The sequence below is a fragment of the Citrobacter sp. H12-3-2 genome, from assembly GCF_009649895.1.
Classification (GTDB): Bacteria; Pseudomonadota; Gammaproteobacteria; order Enterobacterales; family Enterobacteriaceae; genus Citrobacter; species Citrobacter portucalensis.
Genome location: NZ_CP045837.1, coordinates 3,265,418 through 3,284,565, shown reverse-complemented (window position 1 = coordinate 3,284,565; position 19,148 = coordinate 3,265,418). Strand labels below are relative to the sequence as shown.

Here is a 19,148-nt window from a genome sequence, read left to right as displayed (position 1 = left end):
TACCTCCTGCTGATGTCTACAGACTAAGTATAGCGAAGGTGATGGTTGAAAAACGACCACGCGCCAGCAGTATCAGATTTCAGACCATTCGCGCAGCAGGTTATGGTAGAGATTGAGTAATGACAGGATCTCGCTGCTCTCCCCATCGCGAGCCTTCAGGGATTGAATGTTTTTATCCAGTTCAAAAAGCATGGCGCGATTTTTGTCGTCACGGACCATCGACTGTATCCACATAAAAGACGCCACACGAACGCCATGGGTCACTGGCGTAACGCAATGTAGGCTGCTGGAAGGGTAAAGCACCAGATCGCCTGCCGGAAGCTTCACCGCATGCTGGCCGTAAGTATCATTGACCAGCAGTTCTCCCCCTTCATAATCATTGGGGTTACTCAGGAATAAAGTTGCGGAAAGGTCTGTGCGCATCCAGCCGTTTTGCGGATGGCTACGCACCGCACCGTCAACGTGAAAACCGTAGGTCTCGTTGTCCTGGTAGCGATTAAACAGCGGTGTGGAGAGCGTTTTCGGTAGTGCTGCGGCGAAGAAAAGCGCGCTGTTATTTATCGCAGTCTGTACCGCCTGTTGTAAAACGCCGTAGCGTTCACTTTGCGTATTCACCTGCTGGTTGTTTTTAACCTGCGCCCCCTGAGCGCCGGTGGTTGCGCGGCCATCAACCCAGTCGGCAGCGTCCAGTTGTTCGCGAAACCAGGCTACATCCTGCGCCGACAGAACGCCGGGAATGTGGTACATCATCAGTGTTTCTCCTGAAAGTGGGGCTTACGCCCCACGCGATGGATTAGAAATGCATATTGGCGGTGAGCAGGAAAGTTCTTGGTTCGCCCGGATGATAACGGTATCCACTCTTGTTTATGGAGGATACATAATCGGTGTCGAACAGGTTATAGACGTTTAGTTGGAAATCGAGATTGCGATTCACGCGATAGCCCAGTTTGGCGTCAGCGACCCAGTAACCTTCAGTGTAGGATGGCGTACCCACCGCACCGTCGGAACCGCGATGCATACTGCCCACGTAGCGAGCGCCTGCGCCAACGGAGATATCATCGGTAGCCTGATACTGGTTCCACAGCGTGAATGCATGTTCCGGTGTATATGGCAGGGAAGAGGATCCATCCTGAGCAACGTTTTTACCGCTGTGGATGGTCGCGCGTTGCTGGGTGTAACCCCCAATAATCTGCCATGCGGGAGTGATGTTACCTGCTACCGAGAGCTCGTAGCCTTCAACGCGTTTCTCTCCGTACTGGGAATAGGTACCGTCGTCGTTCTGCTCAACTTCATTCTCAATATCTGTGCGGAAAATCGCGGCGGTTAACAGCAGGCGCTTATCCAGCACCTCCCATTTGGTGCCGATCTCGCTGGTTTTCGCTTTCTGCGGTTTGAAATCGGTACGGTTCGCACTGTTACCGCTGCCGCCCTGAGCAAGAGCAAAGTTGCTGCCGCCCGGCGGTTGCTGAGAAACGGCATAGTTGATGTACACGTTACCGTTATCGGTCAGGTGATACAGCGCGCCAGCTTTCCAGTTCACCAGATTGCCTGATTTGGCAGTATCTACAGTGGTGACCGGGGAACCTTTGGCTACGCCTGTCGGGCACGCGACTGCGCCGCGACCGGAAGCGCCACAAGCGGTGGCGCTGTCATATTCCGTGCGGTAATTGTCAAGGCGAATACCACCGTTCAGCTCGAATTCACGGGTAATTTGTAGCGTATCAAAAGCGTATACACCGAAGGTGTCTGTTTGCCCGTTAGCGTTGGCGCCGTTACGAGACAATCCGCCGATATTCACGTTGCTGTCGGGGTGATAGATATTAACCGGTGGTGGGGTGATCGGCACCACGCCATAGTTGGTTTGTGTTTCGCGCGTCAGCTCCACGCCGGTGCTGATGTCGTGACCGATGGATCCCGTGTAGAACGTTGAGGTCAGGTTGGTCTGGTTGGTCAAGATCTTATTGCTGACATCCTTGGTATTTGCCAGGCGTGACCAGGTCCAGCTGTCGACGCTGCTGGTGGGTTGGGTGATGTTAGACGCGCCGCCCATCACCGCCGTCATCAGATAATCCTGTTTAATGCGCGACCAGCGGGTGGTGTTGCGAATAGTGGTGCTGTCGTTCAGGTCATGTTCAAAACGCATCGTCGCGGTATCGGTTGTCGAATCGTCATAATCCGAGTTGGTACCGTAGAAATTATGCGTGTCCACTTTGCCTGAATGATTCAGTGCAGAAGTCCCCGCAGAAGGTGCGGAGTATCCCGGCAGGCCAATGGTAGGGATGCCGCCATCCGGTGTGTTGTGTTGGGTGACATGCAGATAGTTCAGGTACAGTCGGTTCTCAGTCCCTAAGCCAAAAGCGAGAGAGGGGGCCACACCGTAACGTTCATTCTTAACATTATCGCGACCAGCATCATGCGTTTTTTCACCCATCAGGTTTAAACGTGCGGCGGTGGTCTCGCCGATGACCTGGTTAATGTCCAGCGTACCACGGCGGAACCAGGCGCTACCGACGCTGGCCGATGCATCGATTCCTGAGTCGGTGCGTGGCTGTTTGCTGATCATATTGATAGAGCCAGTCGGTGCGCTACGTCCATAGTCGGTACCGGAAGGACCTTTGATTACTTCCACCTGTTCGGTATTGAAGGTGTCGCGCGTGACGCTGCCAATATCACGGATACCGTCGATATAAATACTGTTCGAGGTATCCGCACCACGCATGTAAACCGCGTCACCGGTGCTGGAGTTACCGTTCTCACCGGCGAAAAATGCGCCAACGCCCGGGACGTTTTTCAGCGCGTCGGTCAGATTTGTTGCGCCTTGATCCTTAATCACCTGCTCAGAAATCACCGTCATGGTGCGGGTTGTATCCGCCACCGGACGGGAGAATTTCGGGTCGGCAGACTGTGTTGGGGCGTACAGCGAAGGTTTGGCCGCTTCAACGACCAGAGTGTCTTCTTGTTTTTTATCCTGGTCGTCCGCAGCGACAGCCTGAGCTATAGGGGACAGGCCAATGCACAGACCGGCAAAAAAAGTCAGTGAGTGAAAGCTACTGGACGGCAAGTTGCGATTTTTATCCATGTTAATGAGTGACTTATTATTTTTTGAGTGGACGGTTTCACTCGCGCGAAGGGACATCTCTATGGATGTTATACCCTGCAGGTCTCGCGGAAATGAATGTGTAATTGATAATGATTTTGATAAGCATTACTAATCAGTGCGACGTTTTAGCATTCATTAATTCAAAAATAAATACATTTATTTACATTGGATTCAAAATGCCAACATATTGATTACAAATTGAACTGCAATGAAGTGAACAGCGCGCAGAAAACTGCATTCGGGATGAATGCAGTTGGGCTGAGAAGGGGTTACTTATAGATGGTTGCGGTGCCGTACATCTGATTTTTACCGCCTGCAGAATTAACGACAAAGCCTTTTGCGCCTTGCTCTTTCGCTTTCTCCGCCAGCTTGTCTTCCAGGTCGCTCAGATTAGAGGCGCCGGTAGCGGATACGGTGCCGGAAGCATGTAGCTGACCGGTTGCAGGGCTAGTGTTGGGCTGTGCAGCAAAGGAGGCAAATGTCATGCCGGAAAGTACGGTAGCAGCAAGTAATGTGAGGCATTTCTTCATGGTGATGTCCTCTGAAAAACAACAGGTGTGCCTGATAAGTTTAGGTCGTCAGCGGATGACATTTACCGCAAAAAATTGGTGATGAACTGTCTGTTTTTTGAACAATCAGCAAGGCGTCAAACAGGTGTAAAAAATCAAATTTCCTTGTTGTGTGTGTTTACCGCGTGGCGTTATGCGGGTATCTTACGCCGCTGTTAAAAGGAGAATGCTATGTCCGCCCAGAAACCGGGATTACACCCACGCAACCGCCACAATGGCCGTTATGATCTTGCGACTTTATGCCAGGTTACGCCCGAGCTGACGCAATTTCTCACCCTCACGCCAGGCGGCGAGCAGAGTGTTGATTTCGCGAATCCGCAGGCAGTAAAGGCGCTCAATAAAGCACTGCTGGCGCATTTTTATGCGGTGAAAAACTGGGATATTCCAGATGGTTTTCTGTGCCCGCCGGTGCCTGGTCGTGCTGACTACATACACCATTTGGCCGACCTGTTGGGTGAAACCAGCGGAACCATTCCGGCAAATGCGAGCGTGCTGGACGTGGGAGTGGGGGCAAACTGTATTTATCCACTGATCGGCGTGCATGAATATGGCTGGCGATTCACGGGTAGTGAAACCAGTAGCGAAGCGTTTAACAGCGCTCAGGCGATCGTCAACGCCAATCCGGGATTAACCCGTGCTATTCGTCTGCGTCGCCAGAAAGATGCAATGGCAATCTTCAACGGCATCATTCACAAAAATGAGCAGTATGAAGCCACATTATGTAACCCGCCATTCCATGATTCTGCGGCCTCAGCCCGTGCCGGAAGCGAGCGCAAACGCCGTAATCTGGGACAGGACAAAGACGATGCGCTGAACTTTGGCGGACAGCAGCAGGAGCTGTGGTGTGAAGGCGGTGAAGTGGCGTTCATCAAGAAAATGATTGCTGAAAGCCAGGCCTTTGGTCGCCAGGTGATGTGGTTCACCACGCTGGTGTCGCGCGGTGAGAACTTGCCTCCGCTGTACCATGCATTAACGGATGCGGGCGCGGTGAAAGTGGTCAAGAAAGAGATGGCCCAGGGACAAAAGCAGAGTCGCTTTATTGCCTGGACCTTTATGGATAACGATCAGCGTCGTCGTTTTATGGCGCGTAAACGCTAAAGCGTTGGCTCGGTTGGCGGTAGCGGTTCGCTTGCCGCCGACGCAGGGCCATTCCCTGGTGCAGGTAACACTTGATACGTCTGTACCGGGGCGCGTATGTTGGCCAGATCGAAGTATTTCTTCACCTGGCTGTCGAGCGCAAAACGTACCGTCCACTGCTTCAGCGGCAAGGTGGTAAACGAGACCCGTAGCGTGAATGCCGTATTGGTTAATCCTACAATCCCGGCAAACGACGGCTCGCCGATAATCAGCCCGCGAATATCATCTTTTTCCATCACCGCAGCAACCGCGTCTTTCAACGCCTGATTTGCTTTATCCGCATCCTCATGGCGGTCTACGTCGTAATTGGCGACGACCGATCCAATTCCACGCACAAAGTTGGCGAAGGTCGTTATTGATGACCAGGGAATGATATGGTACGCCCCGGTGTCCTGACGCACGCCCACAGAACGAATGGACATTCGTTCAACCGTACCGGTGAGTGGACCGATGGTCACCAGGTCGCCGGTGTTCATGCCATTTTCAAACTGAATAAAAATCCCGGTAATAATATCTTTTACCAGCGTTTGCGAGCCGAAAGAGATTGCCAGCCCCAGCGCCCCGGCCCCGGCCAGCAATGGGGCGATATTAACGCCAATTTCCGACAGCACAATCATGATGGTGATCGTGCTGATGATCACCGCCAGCGCGTTGCGAAACAGCGTCAACAGGGTGCGGGTACGAGCGCTGGGTAGCGGGCGTCCGTGAATATCGGAAGCCAGACGATTTTCAATCAGGCTGGCAAGGATCGTCCAGCCGATGGCGGAGAAGAATAAAATCAGCGCGATACGGATCAGAATATCCACCGTTTTTTCTCCTGCGCCGTAATGCAGCCAGTTCCAGAAGTCGAACAGTCCCCAGGCATTCAATAGCAGCATCACCGCAACGCACACCGTCAGGATCCTTGCCACGCTTAACGCCGTCGACAGCCAGCCATTCAGCCGCTTTTGGAGTTCCGGATAGCTGCGCTGGGTGTGTGGCGAAAGGGTAATAGTTTTGGCTATCCAGCGGGAAAACATGCCGGAAACAAAGGCGGCAATTCCAATGATTACCAGGCTGCGCAGCGTAGCGCCCATCATGAATTTCAGGCTGTTGCCCGGATCAAACAGCGAAAAGAAAAACAGCACAATGAAGTAGGCACTGGCCAGCCAGTGCCATACCAACGCAAAGGCGCGGATAAACAGGCTGAAAAAAGCTAACGATCTTTCTGCCAGATTCTGTAAATGCAGCGTTATCTCTTTCTTATTTCTGAAAATCAGGTACAGCGCCCATAGCGTGATACACAGCATGATGATGACGTTGGCCATCGCGCCGACCTGCACATTGACCTGATTGGAGATAATGGGAACGGCAACTATAAGCCCGTAACCAATCAAACTGCTTAATGAACTCAAACGCCGATTCCAGTAGCGCGCACCGGTATCCTGAATGTTAAACGGACGCAGTTCGGCCACCGTTGGGCAAAATATCAGACGCAGAATGGCTTTGAAGAATTCAATCAGGGCAAAGGCATTGAGAAACAGGCTTTGCTGAAAGGCGATGGTGCGACTGCCGGCGTTCATTCTGTCGCTCAGTATCTGCCCGACAAACAATGTCAGCGCCAGCAGAAGCAAATCAATAATGAATGCGCCAACGATCATCGCCGGAAGCTGCAGCCAGTTGCTGCGTTCGCGGTTTTTCCGCCGCGCCCATTGCCCCATTTTGCGATACAGCGGCAGCGCGCACAGGCGGATCAGCCAGTAAAACCCGAACACTGACGCCGCCAGCATTAAAAAATGAGTCAGGGCATTGGTGAATGTTTGCGGGTTAAAGGTCTTGTGCGGTGCATCGGTAATATTGCGATAAAGCTGGGCAAAGCGGCTGGAGAGCGCCTCACCGTAGTGCCGGGTGACATCGGTGACGTTTTCCAGCACCGTTTTTTCTTCCGTTAACGTGGGTGGGACGATCGTGGGCACCGGTTCGGCTGGAGGGGTTGTCGCTACTTTGCGTAATTGATCGATCAGTTCCTTCCGCGAGGTGTCATTTTCCAGCACATCAGCCAGTGCGCCGTAGGCCGCTTTCTTCTGTTCAACATCTGGCTCCTTTGCCGGGGCGGTTTGTGCGTTGGTTGACGTTGGCGTGGTGACGCCAGGTATCGTCACTGCCTGAGTCGGAAGACTCAACAGACAAACAAAGATGAACAGGATCCAGCGCATGACTCCTCCCATGAGAAAATAAATTCAAAAGGATAAGTATAGATGTCAGGGCGGGAGGGAATTGAAATGAGAGGATTCTGGTGAAAAACCTCCCTTCGGGCGAAGGGAGGTTGAGCTATCAGGAAACGTGCTGCAAGAATTCCTGTAAGCGTTGGCTGGGTGGATTTTCAATCAGGGCCTGCGGATTACCGTCTTCGGCAATTCGTCCCTTATCAATGAAAATCAGGCGTGAAGCCACTTTTTCGGCAAAGCCAATTTCGTGGGTCACAATCACCATGGTCATCCCTTCTTCCGCCAGGTCCTGCATAACTTTCAGAACTTCATGGCGCAGTTCCGGGTCGAGTGCTGAGGTTGGTTCATCAAACAGCATCATTTTCGGTTTTACTGCCAGCGCACGGGCGATAGCCACACGCTGTTGTTGACCGCCGGACAGTTCAGAAGGGTAGTGATGTGCACGTTCGGCCAGACCCACTTTTGCCAGCAGCTCTTTCGCCAGTTTCTCGGCCTGTTCTTTATTCGCCCCGCGTACGCGCTGCGGTCCGAACATGACGTTTTCCAGTGCCGTCAGATGTGGGAACAGGTAGAACTGCTGAAACACCATTCCGGCTTCCTGACGGATTAAGCGCTCGTCTACCTTCGGATCGTTTACTTTCAGACCATCGACGATCAGATCGCCGGAGGTTATCTCTTCCAGCTTGTTAATGCAGCGCAGCAGGGTAGATTTACCGGATCCTGACGGCCCGATAATCACCACGACTTCACCCTGCTGAATGTTCAGGTCAATATTGTGCAGCACCTGGGTTGGACCAAAGTGCTTAGAAACGTTTTTAAATTCAATCACAGGATTTTCATCCTTCTTTCCAGACGACGCAGAATGAAGCTCAGCACCAGCGTAATGATCAGATAGAACACCGCAACGGCGCTCCAGATTTCCAGTGCGCGGAAGTTACCGGCAATGATTTCCTGGCCCTGACGGGTCAGTTCAGCGACGCCAATGACAATAAACAGCGAGGTATCTTTAATGCTGATGATCCACTGGTTGCCCAGCGGCGGCAGCATACGACGCAGTGCGAGAGGTAAAATAACGTGGCGGATAGTCTCTGTGCGTGAAAGTCCAAGCGCCAAACCGGCTTCGCTGAACCCTTTATGGATTGAGAGCACGGCACCGCGGGTGATTTCCGCAATATAGGCCCCGGAGTTGATCATGATGGTGACAACGGCGGCGCTAAAGGGGTCAATGCGTAAATCGTTAAATGCCATTGGCAGAGCGAAGTAAATAAACATTACCTGCACAACGATTGGCGTACCGCGAATGACTTCGATAAACACCAGCGCAACGTGGTTGGCGATCCAACCGCCGAAAGTTCGCGCAAACCCTGCTGCAAGTCCGATTATCAGACCGCCAGCCAGACCGAGGACCGAGATCCACAGGGTCATTTTGGCGCCTTCAATCAAAAGCGGGATGGCGGGCCAGATGGCACTCCAGTCAAACTGCATATGTCGTTCCTGTTACCGTGGTGTAAATATTCAAATGCCCGTTTTGCCGGATGTGCTGTGCTTATCCGGCCTACAGGTCTCAAAAATCCAGGCGTAGGCCCGGTAAGCATCACGCTACCGGGCAACGCTGCCGGTTATTATTTAGGTTCAGTACCGAACCATTTTTTGTAGATTTCGTTGTAAGTACCGTTCTCTTTCAGCGTTTTCAGCGCGCCGTTCACTTTCTCACGCAGGTCGTCGCTGCCTTTCGGGAAGGCGATACCGTACTGCTGGGCTTCCAGCGATTCGCCTACAGCTTTGAACTGACCATTGCCTGCTGTTTTGATGAAGTAAAGAATGTTTGGTGTGTCGTGCAGTACAGCGTCTGCGCGGTTGGTGCCCAGTTCCATATATGCGTTATCGATATTCGGGAACTGACGCAGGTCTTTGGTTTTGATATTCGCTTTCGCGTAATCAACGGAACCGGTGCCGCTCTTAACTGCAACGACTTTACCATCCAGATCTTTTACGCTTTTGACGTCGTTGTTATTCGCTTTCACCATCACTAACAGACCGCTTTTGTAGTAGCCGTCGGAGAAGTCGATCGCTTTTTTACGCTCATCGGTGATGGTGATACCTGCCAGTGCCAGGTCGATATTTTTGGTTTGCAGAGCCGGGATGATGCCGCTGAAATCCATCGGTTTCAGTTCATAATCCAGTTTCAGTTCTTTGGCCACGGCAGCCCACAGATCCACATCAAAACCAACGTATTTGTCACCCTGTTTGAATTCAAACGGTACAAACGCGGTGTCGGTTGCGACAACCAGTTTTTTGTCTGCGGCATGGGAGGACACCGCAAAAGCCAGGGTAAGTGCAGCCAGTGAAACTTTTAATACAGACTTCATAGGATTTCCTTTTATATCCACGGGGCGATCCCCTGCGAGAACATATGGCTTAATGAAAAAATCGTGCCAATTTTGCAACTCATTGTTTTAACAAGAGGGTGTCTCGTTTCTCTGCACAATAAGTAGGGCATAGCGAATAATCTGCACTGTTTTGGGGCACTCATTTGGTGCGAACCAGTCACGGTGCAAACGGTATGACTATTTAGCGTAAAAATTGTTGATAAAACAATCTTTCGTTAACGATTGTGTGAGGTGATTATTACAAATAATTTACTTTGGAGTGACGAATGATCAATGTTATGCACCATAGATGTGCAAAACCCCCGCCGGAGCGAGGGTTATATAGGTAATTCTTATGTCTGCTGTTACTCAATGTTGGCTTCGATAAACCACAGGAATTTATCGAGGTCGCGAGAAGCTGCGGTAAAGATATCCGCGGTATCTTCGTCTTTTGCTTCGCTGATAGCTTTACGTACGCTGTTTGCAACTACGGCATAACGTTCGGCCAGCTCTTTTAAGTGGTCCTGTACGCTATGGATATCCAGCGGGTAACTTTTCAGAGGCGTTTTGCTGTTAATAACCTGAGTTGTGCCCAGTGCCACACCGCCCAACTGTACGGCGCGTTCAGCCATGGTGTCGAGGTGATCGGTCAGAGCTGTACGGAAGCCATCCAGCATTTCATGTACTGCAATGAAGTTTGCACCGCGCATGTTCCAGTGAGCCTGTTTGGTGATCAATGACAGGTCAATGAACTGGATTACTTGCTGATTCAGCAGTTCTACGGTCGCTTTCTTTTCGCTATCAGACACATCGTTGCGGGTATAAAGGAGGGCGGATGCTTTTGTTTTTACCAGTTTCGCGGTACTCATATTTTCATATCCTCTTGATATTTATGTCCCAACTCTTCAACGGAATTAAGTATAGCGCTAAATTTGGATTTTTGTTTCCGGTGTTGCCTATCACTTTAATAGCGAAGACGAGGGTGAATATAAAATATCAAATAAAATCAATGTGATGAGTGTTTTGTTACTTGCGTGGTGTTATTTTTATGTTAATTTTAAGATTAAATGAAATATGCGGATGAGAAAATTATATTTATTAGAATTATTATCACGCAGATTTACAATTGGATATTCTGCATGATTATGCAAACCATGCAGAATATTACGTGGTTAATTCACGTCGACTTGTTTTATTTGTGGCTCTTTACGAATAGTGAGCGTAGAGCCCATTGATGCGACAATAATGGCGCCCAGAGCGAGCGTCTGGATAAGCGTCAACGTTTCACCGAGGAAGATCATTCCGGAAACCGCTGCCAGCGCGGGTTCCATGCTCATCAATGTACCGAAAGTACGCGTAGGCAGGCGCGTCAACGCAATCATCTCCAGCGAATAGGGAAGCGCAGTAGAGAGGACTGCAATGGCCAGACCTAACGGCAGAATGGACCAGTGCCACAGGGCATCTCCGGCCTGGAGTGTGCCGATTGGTACAAATACCAGAGCTGCAATGAATGACCCTACTGCGACGGTCGCAGGACCGTGTTCCGCGCCGGCTCGCTGCCCGGTAAGAATATAGATGGCCCAGCAGGCGCCAGCCCCCAGTGCCAGCGCTGCGCCGGTTAAATCTACGTGAGAAACGTCCTGACCCAGAGGCAGCAGGAACCAGAGCCCGAGTACTGCCAACGCAACCCAAATGAAATCCACCGGGCGTCGGGATGAAAACAGCGCTACCGCGAGCGGGCCGGTAAATTCCAGCGCCACGGCGATTCCCAGTGGGACGGTTTGGATAGACAGGTAGAAAAGATAGTTCATCCCGCCCAGAGACAGGCCATAAAACAGTAGCGGCAGGCGTTGTTCTTTGGCGAATCGTAAACGCCAGGGCTTAAAGAAAGCGATAAGGATGAGCGTGCCCAGCGCAAGGCGCAGCGCGGTAACGCCCGGCGCACCGACGAGTGGGAACAAAGATTTTGCCAGTGATGCTCCGCTTTGAATGGAGGACATAGCAATAAGCAAAACCAAAATAGGCAACCAGACTGGCGCTTTACGTGACAACCCCGGCATCCTTTCTCCTGTCAAATGATGATTACACGTCTCCATCTGTGCCACGCTTCAGCATTGTTCCGACGCAGATGATTTTATGTATAGAAAAGTAAAACAGCGAGTGTAATGGAATTACGCTCAACTGGTTGAGTATTCGTTGAAAAAAAAATTGCTCAGTTCCGTACAATGGCATGAAAATGATGGATTAATAATCTGTGTGATTAGGAATGTTCTGGATGAATGTGCCATATTGTGCGCGCAATAATGGTATTTTCAGTTGAAAAAGTGATGTTAATTGAAAGAGATAGCGGGTTTTTGAAATGTTCTGTTACATGAAAGACCCCGTTAGACATCGCGAATCGCAAAGAGTTTCCCATCAATTTTTGGTATATTTAAAACTTAAGATTTACTTGAAGCACATTTGAGGTGGTTATGAAAAAAATTGCATGTCTTTCAGCACTGGCCGCTGTTCTGGCTTTCTCCGCAGGTACTGCTGTAGCTGCTACTTCTACCGTTACCGGTGGTTACGCTCAGAGCGATGCTCAGGGCGCAGCGAACAAAATGAACGGTTTCAACCTGAAGTATCGCTACGAGCAGGACAACAACCCGCTGGGTGTTATCGGTTCCTTCACTTACACTGAAAAAGATCGTACCGATGCTTCTGGCGACTACAACAAAACCCAGTACTACGGCATCACTGCTGGTCCGGCTTACCGTCTGAACGACTGGGCAAGCATCTACGGTGTAGTGGGTGTTGGTTACGGTAAATTCCAGAACGCAGCATCTCCGGCTGACAACCACAGCACCAGCGACTACGGTTTCTCTTACGGTGCTGGTCTGCAGTTCAACCCGATCGAAAACGTTGCTCTGGACTTCTCCTACGAGCAGAGCCGTATTCGTAGCGTTGACGTTGGCACCTGGATTGCTGGCGTGGGTTACCGCTTCTAATCACTTCGGTGATATGAAAAATCCGCCTCTTGGGGCGGATTTTTTTTGCGTGTAATGCAGGAAGGAATGTCGTTGTAGGCCTGATAAGCGCAGCGCATCAGGCATCGGTAGCAAAATGCCTTATCCGGCCGACAACGTATTATTTGGTTGAGAAAATATCGGTACCCAGATGGTTGTAATCCACCTTCTGCAGTTTGAAGTTGGTGATGTACACCGGCCCGGCTTTTTTCTCTGAGATAAAGCGGTAGTTGTTGGTGATTTCTTTTGCGCTTATCCCCGTCCACTGCGAGAAAAAGCTGAGGAAATCATTGGCGGAGCGACGGGCTTTAATCACCCGATGCGCTTTATCATCGCTCGACAGCACCATGAAAGGCACCTGGAAATTCTGCTGGAACTGATCGTCATGCGCCAGGTACTGCACCTCTTTTCCCCGCTCTTTAAACGCGAGGCCATGATCGGAGAAATAGACCATCGAGAAGCTATTACCGCTGTTACGTAACTGCTCGTAAAGCTGGCGCAGCAGGTCATCCGTTTGCGTCATGGTGTACAGATAACAAGATGTCTCTTTTGACTGGACGAAAGTCTCGTATTTACCCTGCGTTCGGTCACAGGCCTGCGGATGCGAGCCCATTAAATGCAGCACGATGAGCTGTGGCTGGGTGCGCTCGGTTGCCAGCACCTGGGCAGTCATCTTCAACAGCGCTTCGTCACGGGTGTTTTTATCCGCTTCGAAGTCACCGCTTTTGAGGAACTGAACCTCATCAGCGCGCTTCGCAATGCTGGCGATGGCCGTATCGTATTCACCAATCTGTCCCTGATTGGAAAACCACCATGTCTGAAAGCCCGCGCGGTTAGCCAGGGTGACAAAGTTATCCTGGAACTGGGGTTTATTATCCACTACCCGATTAAGCGTTAAGCCGAGCGATTTTTGCGTTGAACCGCTGGCAGCAATGTAATCCGCAAAGATATAGCCGTTAACGGAGCTGGCAAACGGGGTGTTATCCCAGTGACCGCCAAACGCGCCTAACGCATCGCGGCGGGCGCTTTCACCGATTACCACGACGTAGGTGTGATACTTCGGTTTAACGGCGGTTACCGTCCAGCTGTCTTTTACGCTCGACAGTTTCGCCATACGCTCTTGTTCGTCGAGCACTTCGTTGTTATTGACGATAACGTCCTTGGCGAAACGGAAAACCGGATAGCCAGTGTCTTTCAGCTTGAACACGCCGCCCCAGGCCAGGTTTTGTACCGGGGTAACAAAGAATGCGACAACGCTAAACAGCAAACAAATGCTGTCGAACTTATTCCAGCTGCGCTGCTGCACATCTTTTTTACGGCGTACGGCGATAACGCCAAGGGCAAAAATAAACACTCCAACCAGATAACTGTACCAGGGGAAGATGGTCAGGATCTCGGTTGACTCTTCCATATTGGTTGAGTGCAGCGCCAGCAAGGTGTTGAAGTTCGGTGAGCCGTAAGCCTGGCCGAACGGAAAGTACATTGCTGCAATGAGTGAGCAAATGCCAATCAGTGCTTTCTGCGCGCGCGGCGCGCTACGCCACAGCAGCATCAATATACAGGTGAAAGCAACGCTATAGAGCAGGCTAAGCGGATAGCCCAGAGCAAGGTTTATTAGCAGAGACTGTAAGAAATAGAGGCCAGTCCACGGACTAATTGCCCGGCTACGAGCAATGATTGAATCTTTGAGGGTTAAATTCATATGCCACTGTTACAAAAACGCCATGTGCTTACCCTGGCGCTAAGGGTCATTGCCTGCCTGAGAGAGCGAGAAGAGGGATAGGGTCCGCATCCGCGAGCCGCAATATACGCAGGGCTGCGAAAAGATAGAGTGTGCGCAAGAGAAGGTCAACTACTACAAAGAAATTGTTTTGCGAGGGACGTGGCAAAACTGACAAAAAGAAGGGTTATTGAGACGAAAACCACCACCGTACCCGAATGACGGCAGGAAAATGAAGCGGCGTACCGCGACGCCGCATTATTTTTCTGAAGGTTTATCCTGCTCTGGTTTGCTGTTAATCATGTCACACAGCATAGAGATCAGCATCAACCGTACTTTAAAGGGAGAGTGACTAAACACGCGTATACACCTCTTAAATTCATTCATGTAAACCTCCTGACTTCACAATCCCATCAGTCCTTGAGGGATGTCTTTATTATATACAGATATAGCACAGGCTATATTATATAGCTATTGCTAAAACGTTAATTTTTTGTGCCCACGCAACTCTGGTTTACAATGAGCGCTCTCTAATCAGATGCCGTTAACGCGTCACAGTAACGAGGAAGCAGAATGAGTCGTCGCGCAGGTATGCCAACAACAAAAAAAGTGACGCAATTGGTGAATGTCGAAGAACACGTTGAAGGATTTCGTCAGGTCCGGGAGGCGCATCGCCGCGAACTGATTGATGACTACGTAGAGCTGATTTCCGATCTCATTATTGAGGTGGGTGAAGCGCGCCAGGTGGATATGGCCGCGCGACTTGGGGTTTCCCAGCCGACGGTTGCTAAAATGCTTAAGCGCCTTGCTTCAGTCGGATTGATTGAAATGATCCCGTGGCGTGGGGTGTTTTTAACCGCAGAAGGTGAACGACTAGCCCAGGAGAGCCGGGAACGTCATCAGATTGTGGAAAATTTCCTGTTGATGTTAGGCATCAGCCCGGAAATTGCCCGTCGCGACGCGGAGGGGATGGAGCATCACGTCAGTAAGGAAACGCTGGAGGCTTTTAGCCGGTTTACGCAACAGCAAGGAACTGGCTCTGAATGAGTTTTCCTTTATTACGTGCCTTACAGCGCGATCGCTTTTTCCAGCTGTTAATCATCGTTGGGGTTGTACTGAGTCTGTTCACGCCATTTACGCCCCGGTCCTGGCCAGGGGCAATTGACTGGCACACGATTATCACGCTTAGCGGGCTGATGTTACTGACCAAAGGCGTGGAGCTAAGCGGTTATTTCGATGTGTTAGGGCGCAAGATGACCCGCCGCTTCAAAACAGAGCGCCAGCTGGCGATATTTATGGTGCTGGCGGCGGCGTTGTTGTCGACGTTTCTGACCAACGACGTTGCATTGTTTATTGTTGTTCCGCTGACCATCACCCTGAAAAAATTATGTGCCATTCCGGTGAATCGCCTGATTATCTTTGAGGCGCTGGCGGTAAACGCCGGATCGTTGCTCACGCCAATAGGTAATCCGCAAAACATTCTGATGTGGGGACGCTCAGGCTTATCGTTTACCGCGTTTACCTGGCAAATGGCGCCGCTTGCGGGGGCCATGATGCTGACGCTGGTGGTGCTGTGCTGGTTCAGTTTCCCGCATAAAGCGTTGCACTATCATACCGGTACGCGCGCGTCTGACTGGCAACCACGCCTGGTATGGAGCTGTCTGGCGCTGTATATCATCTTCCTGGCGGCGCTGGAGTTAAAGCAAGAGCTGTGGGGTTTGGCGATTGTGGCGACAGGGTTCATGGTACTGGCGCGTCGCGTGATCCTCAGCGTGGACTGGACGTTGCTGTTAGTGTTTATGGCGATGTTCATTGATGTGCATTTGTTGACGCAGCTCCCGGCCTTGCAGGGGATTACCCACCAGATTGGCACGCTCTCAGCGTCGGGACTTTGGTTGACGGCTATTGGCCTGTCGCAGTTTATCAGTAATGTGCCCAGTACGATTTTGCTGCTGAACTATGTCCCGCCGACGCTGTTGCTGGCCTGGGCGGTTAATGTGGGCGGCTTTGGTTTGTTGCCGGGATCGCTGGCGAATCTCATTGCGTTACGGATGGCAAACGACCGACGGATCTGGTGGCGTTTTCATTGGTATTCGGTACCGATGCTGATATGGGCGGCGCTGGTGGGGTATGGTTTGCTGCTGTTGATGTAATTGATGTGATGTGCCGGATGGCGGCTGGCGCCTAATCCGGCCTACTGCGTTGGTAGGCCCGATAAGCGTAGCGCCATCGGGCATATATAGCAGATTAGTTCAAACGAACCGGCATACCTGAACGGTTCTGTACCGCCTGCTCAACGACGGCCTGATCGACGTCAGACTGACCGGTGATGCTGGTAATGCTCTTGGTCAGGGTAATCGGTACGATTTCTCCGCCTTCGAACTGTGCTTCAGTCGTAGACAGTGGGTTATGTACTTCGATGTAACGGCTGCCGTCTGGTTCGGTAGTGGCTTTTACCGGCTCATCGATAAACTGTACGCGGGTGCCGACTGGCACATTTTCAAACAGGAATTTGATGTCGTCGTTACGCAGACGCACGCAACCGTGGCTGACGCGTAAGCCTACGCCGAAGTTAGCATTGGTGCCGTGGATAGCATACAGGCGACCGATATACAGCGCGTACAGTCCCATCGGGTTATCCGGACCTGCCGGAACAACGGCTGGCAGCGGTTCGCCCGCAGCGCGGTATTCCGCATGCATTTTCGCCGTTGGCGTCCAGGTTGGGCCCGCTTTTTTACGTTCTACTTTGGTGGTCCAGTTGATTGGCGTGTCTTTGCCCAGCTGGCCGATACCGATCGGCAGAACAATTACGGTGTTGGTGCCTTTCGGGTAGTAGTACAGACGCATTTCAGCGCTGTTGATAACAATACCTTCATGCACGGTATCCGGCAGGATCAACTGCTGAGGAATGTTCAGCACGGTGCCGCCTTTCGGCAGGAAGGTATCCACGCCCGGGTTGGCTTCCAGCATGTTAGACAAACCCATCTGATACTCTGCCGCAAAATACTCCAGCGGTTGGGTGTTGCCTTCAGGAATAGTAATGACCTGGTTTTGGCCAATCAAACGGCTACCATCAGTCGGCAGCGGGTACGTGACGGCTGAAGCGGTATTACAAAAACCAACTATTGCGAGTGCCGCCGCGAAAAGCGTTGTTAATTTCATATTCATATTCATGTATGCGAGATTCAGTGCCAGGCAGGCTAGTGGGTTGAGATTTATGTAGTGTTGGGCACGCATTATATGTGCAATCTGAGCAACAAGGAATTCGGATGTGTACTAAATCACATTTTTTTCCTTTTGGTTTCACTTTTTCCCTTCCGCATGAAGACGCGATCTTCTTGCAGACTTATGGCATAATAAGCGGTTTGTCACATATTTCTTTCTCTTTCAGGATACGCCAGTGTTAGTTTCCAGCAACGTCACCATGCAGTTCGGCAGTAAGCCGCTGTTTGAAAATATTTCCGTCAAATTTGGCGGCGGCAACCGTTACGGCCTGATTGGCGCGAACGGTAGCGGTAAATCCACTTTTATGAAAATTCTCGGCGGCGATCTCGAACCGACGCTGGGCAACGTTTCCCTCGATCCTAACGAGCGCATTGGTAAGCTGCGCCAGGATCAGTTCGCCTTTGAAGAGTTCACCGTGCTCGACACCGTGATCATGGGTCACGCTGAACTGTGGGAAGTGAAGCAGGAGCGCGATCGCATATACGCTCTGGCCGAGATGAGCGAAGAAGACGGCTATAAAGTTGCTGACCTCGAAGTTCAGTATGGCGAAATGGACGGCTACTCTGCGGAAGCGCGTGCGGGTGAACTGCTGCTGGGCGTAGGTATTCCGGTAGAACAGCATTACGGCCCGATGAGCGAAGTCGCACCCGGCTGGAAGCTGCGTGTGCTTCTGGCACAGGCGCTGTTCTCTAACCCGGACATTCTGCTGCTCGACGAACCAACGAACAACCTGGATATCGACACCATCCGCTGGCTGGAGCAGACGCTGAACGAGCGTGACAGCACCATGATCATCATTTCGCACGACCGTCACTTCCTGAACATGGTCTGTACGCACATGGCGGATCTGGACTACGGCGAACTGCGTGTTTATCCGGGTAACTACGACGAATACATGACGGCGGCAACCCAGGCGCGTGAACGTCTGCTGGCCGATAACGCCAAGAAGAAAGCACAGATTGCCGATCTGCAATCTTTCGTCAGCCGCTTTAGCGCCAACGCGTCTAAATCTCGACAGGCGACTTCTCGTGCGCGTCAGATTGATAAGATTAAGCTCGACGAAGTGAAGGCATCCAGCCGTCAGAACCCGTTTATCCGCTTCGAACAGGATAAGAAACTGTTCCGTAACGCGCTGGAAGTGGAAGCGCTGGCGAAAGGTTTTGATGAAGGCCCGCTGTTTAAAAACTTCAACCTGCTGCTGGAAGTAGGGGAGAAGGTTGCCATCATTGGTGCCAACGGCGTGGGTAAATCCACCATGCTGAAAACGTTGGTTGGCGACTTGCAGCCGGACAACGGTACCGTTAAGTGGTCTGAAAACGCCCAGGTCGGTTACTACGCGCAGGATCATGAATACGAGTTCGAAAACGATCTGACCGTTTTCGAATGGATGAGTCAGTGGAAGCAGGAAGGCGATGATGAGCAGGTAGTACGTAGCTTCCTTGGCCGTCTGCTGTTCAGCCAGGACGATATCAAGAAACCTGCGAAAGTGCTCTCTGGTGGTGAAAAAGGACGCATGCTGTTCGGTAAGCTGATGATGCAGAAACCGAATATCCTGGTTATGGATGAACCGACCAACCACTTGGATATGGAATCTATCGAATCGCTGAACATGGCGCTGGAAATGTACCAGGGCACGCTGATCTTCGTTTCTCACGACCGTGAGTTCGTCAGCTCGCTGGCAACCCGCGTGATTGAAATTACGCCGGAACGCGTAATCGACTTCACCGGTAACTACGAAGATTACCTGCGTAGTAAAGGCGTCGAATAATTATCCCGTCGTTCTCGTGTTACAGGTGTGATGGTTGCACCTGTAACA

At 51.3% G+C, this 19,148-nt stretch carries 17 protein-coding genes; 5 read left to right on the top strand and 12 right to left on the bottom strand.

Going from position 1 to position 19,148, the window contains the following annotated elements; translation table 11 throughout:
• Positions 1–72 precede the first annotated feature (72 nt).
• The 3 genes from ybiX to mcbA all read right to left on the bottom strand — a co-directional run bounded on the left by ybiX (position 73) and on the right by mcbA (position 3,630).
• Positions 73–750 (bottom strand): PKHD-type hydroxylase YbiX, encoded by a 678-nt coding sequence (ybiX, locus tag GHC22_RS15800; RefSeq protein WP_100272724.1) that lies wholly within the window; start codon positions 748–750, stop codon positions 73–75.
• A 43-nt stretch (positions 751–793) separates the two neighbouring features.
• On the bottom strand, positions 794–3,079 hold the full coding sequence (locus GHC22_RS15795) for a catecholate siderophore receptor Fiu (RefSeq protein ID WP_153753468.1): 2,286 nt from the start codon (positions 3,077–3,079) through the stop codon (positions 794–796).
• Positions 3,080–3,369: 290 nt separating this feature from the next.
• Positions 3,370–3,630 carry a DUF1471 family periplasmic protein McbA gene (mcbA, locus tag GHC22_RS15790; protein ID WP_048235782.1) on the bottom strand — a complete coding sequence of 87 codons (261 nt, stop codon included), beginning with the start codon at positions 3,628–3,630 and terminating at the stop codon, positions 3,370–3,372.
• A gap of 210 nt (positions 3,631–3,840) precedes the next feature.
• Here mcbA and rlmF point away from each other — a divergent pair, with 210 nt between their 5' ends.
• Positions 3,841–4,767, top strand: a complete 927-nt coding sequence (gene rlmF / locus GHC22_RS15785; RefSeq protein ID WP_153753466.1) for a 23S rRNA (adenine(1618)-N(6))-methyltransferase RlmF — start codon at positions 3,841–3,843, stop codon at positions 4,765–4,767.
• Here the strand turns inward: rlmF and ybiO are convergent.
• From ybiO to rhtA, 6 genes are all read right to left on the bottom strand, one after another.
• Complete coding sequence (gene ybiO / locus GHC22_RS15780; RefSeq protein ID WP_048235780.1) at positions 4,764–7,001, bottom strand: mechanosensitive channel protein; 2,238 nt, start codon at positions 6,999–7,001, stop codon at positions 4,764–4,766. The two genes, rlmF and ybiO, sit on opposite strands and share 4 nt — an antisense overlap.
• A 118-nt stretch (positions 7,002–7,119) precedes the next feature.
• Entirely contained in the window at positions 7,120–7,842 is a 723-nt protein-coding gene (glnQ, locus tag GHC22_RS15775; RefSeq protein WP_003035246.1) for a glutamine ABC transporter ATP-binding protein GlnQ, read from the bottom strand.
• Positions 7,839–8,498 carry a glutamine ABC transporter permease GlnP gene (glnP, locus tag GHC22_RS15770; RefSeq protein WP_003035248.1) on the bottom strand — a complete coding sequence of 220 codons (660 nt, stop codon included), beginning with the start codon at positions 8,496–8,498 and terminating at the stop codon, positions 7,839–7,841. Before glnP ends, glnQ begins: the two co-directional genes overlap by 4 nt.
• 137 nt (positions 8,499–8,635) lie before the next feature.
• Positions 8,636–9,382, bottom strand: coding sequence for a glutamine ABC transporter substrate-binding protein GlnH (gene glnH, locus GHC22_RS15765; protein ID WP_003035251.1), 747 nt, complete (start codon positions 9,380–9,382; stop codon positions 8,636–8,638).
• Between the two features lie 365 nt (positions 9,383–9,747).
• A complete protein-coding gene (dps, locus tag GHC22_RS15760; protein ID WP_003035253.1) occupies positions 9,748–10,251 on the bottom strand; it encodes a DNA starvation/stationary phase protection protein Dps in 504 nt (167 codons plus the stop codon).
• Between the two features lie 303 nt (positions 10,252–10,554).
• Positions 10,555–11,442 carry a threonine/homoserine exporter RhtA gene (rhtA, locus tag GHC22_RS15755; RefSeq protein ID WP_153753464.1) on the bottom strand — a complete coding sequence of 296 codons (888 nt, stop codon included), beginning with the start codon at positions 11,440–11,442 and terminating at the stop codon, positions 10,555–10,557.
• A gap of 411 nt (positions 11,443–11,853) precedes the next feature.
• Between rhtA and ompX the strand changes: the two genes are divergently transcribed.
• Positions 11,854–12,369, top strand: coding sequence for an outer membrane protein OmpX (gene ompX, locus GHC22_RS15750; RefSeq protein WP_048214619.1), 516 nt, complete (start codon positions 11,854–11,856; stop codon positions 12,367–12,369).
• Between the two features lie 139 nt (positions 12,370–12,508).
• Here ompX and GHC22_RS15745 read toward each other — a convergent pair whose 3' ends face one another.
• Together GHC22_RS15745 and mntS are read right to left on the bottom strand one after the other, a co-directional pair.
• The gene (locus tag GHC22_RS15745) at positions 12,509–14,089 is read right to left on the bottom strand and encodes a phosphoethanolamine transferase (protein WP_048235776.1); all 1,581 of its coding nucleotides are present in this window, start codon (positions 14,087–14,089) and stop codon (positions 12,509–12,511) included.
• A gap of 276 nt (positions 14,090–14,365) precedes the next feature.
• On the bottom strand, positions 14,366–14,494 hold the full coding sequence (gene mntS / locus GHC22_RS15740) for a manganase accumulation protein MntS (protein ID WP_003831584.1): 129 nt from the start codon (positions 14,492–14,494) through the stop codon (positions 14,366–14,368).
• A 186-nt stretch (positions 14,495–14,680) separates the two neighbouring features.
• Here mntS and mntR point away from each other — a divergent pair, with 186 nt between their 5' ends.
• Complete coding sequence (gene mntR / locus GHC22_RS15735; protein ID WP_003831586.1) at positions 14,681–15,154, top strand: manganese-binding transcriptional regulator MntR; 474 nt, start codon at positions 14,681–14,683, stop codon at positions 15,152–15,154.
• Entirely contained in the window at positions 15,151–16,260 is a 1,110-nt protein-coding gene (locus GHC22_RS15730) for an anion transporter (RefSeq protein ID WP_153753462.1), read from the top strand. The genes mntR and GHC22_RS15730 overlap by 4 nt, the downstream gene beginning before the upstream one ends.
• Positions 16,261–16,354: 94 nt before the next feature.
• Here the strand turns inward: GHC22_RS15730 and ldtB are convergent, their stop codons facing one another.
• Positions 16,355–17,275, bottom strand: a complete 921-nt coding sequence (gene ldtB / locus GHC22_RS15725) for a L,D-transpeptidase (protein ID WP_008784213.1) — start codon at positions 17,273–17,275, stop codon at positions 16,355–16,357.
• Between the two features lie 232 nt (positions 17,276–17,507).
• Here ldtB and GHC22_RS15720 point away from each other — a divergent pair, with 232 nt between their 5' ends.
• Entirely contained in the window at positions 17,508–19,100 is a 1,593-nt protein-coding gene (locus GHC22_RS15720) for an ABC-F family ATPase (RefSeq protein ID WP_008784214.1), read from the top strand.
• The last annotated feature ends 48 nt before the right edge of the window (positions 19,101–19,148 follow it).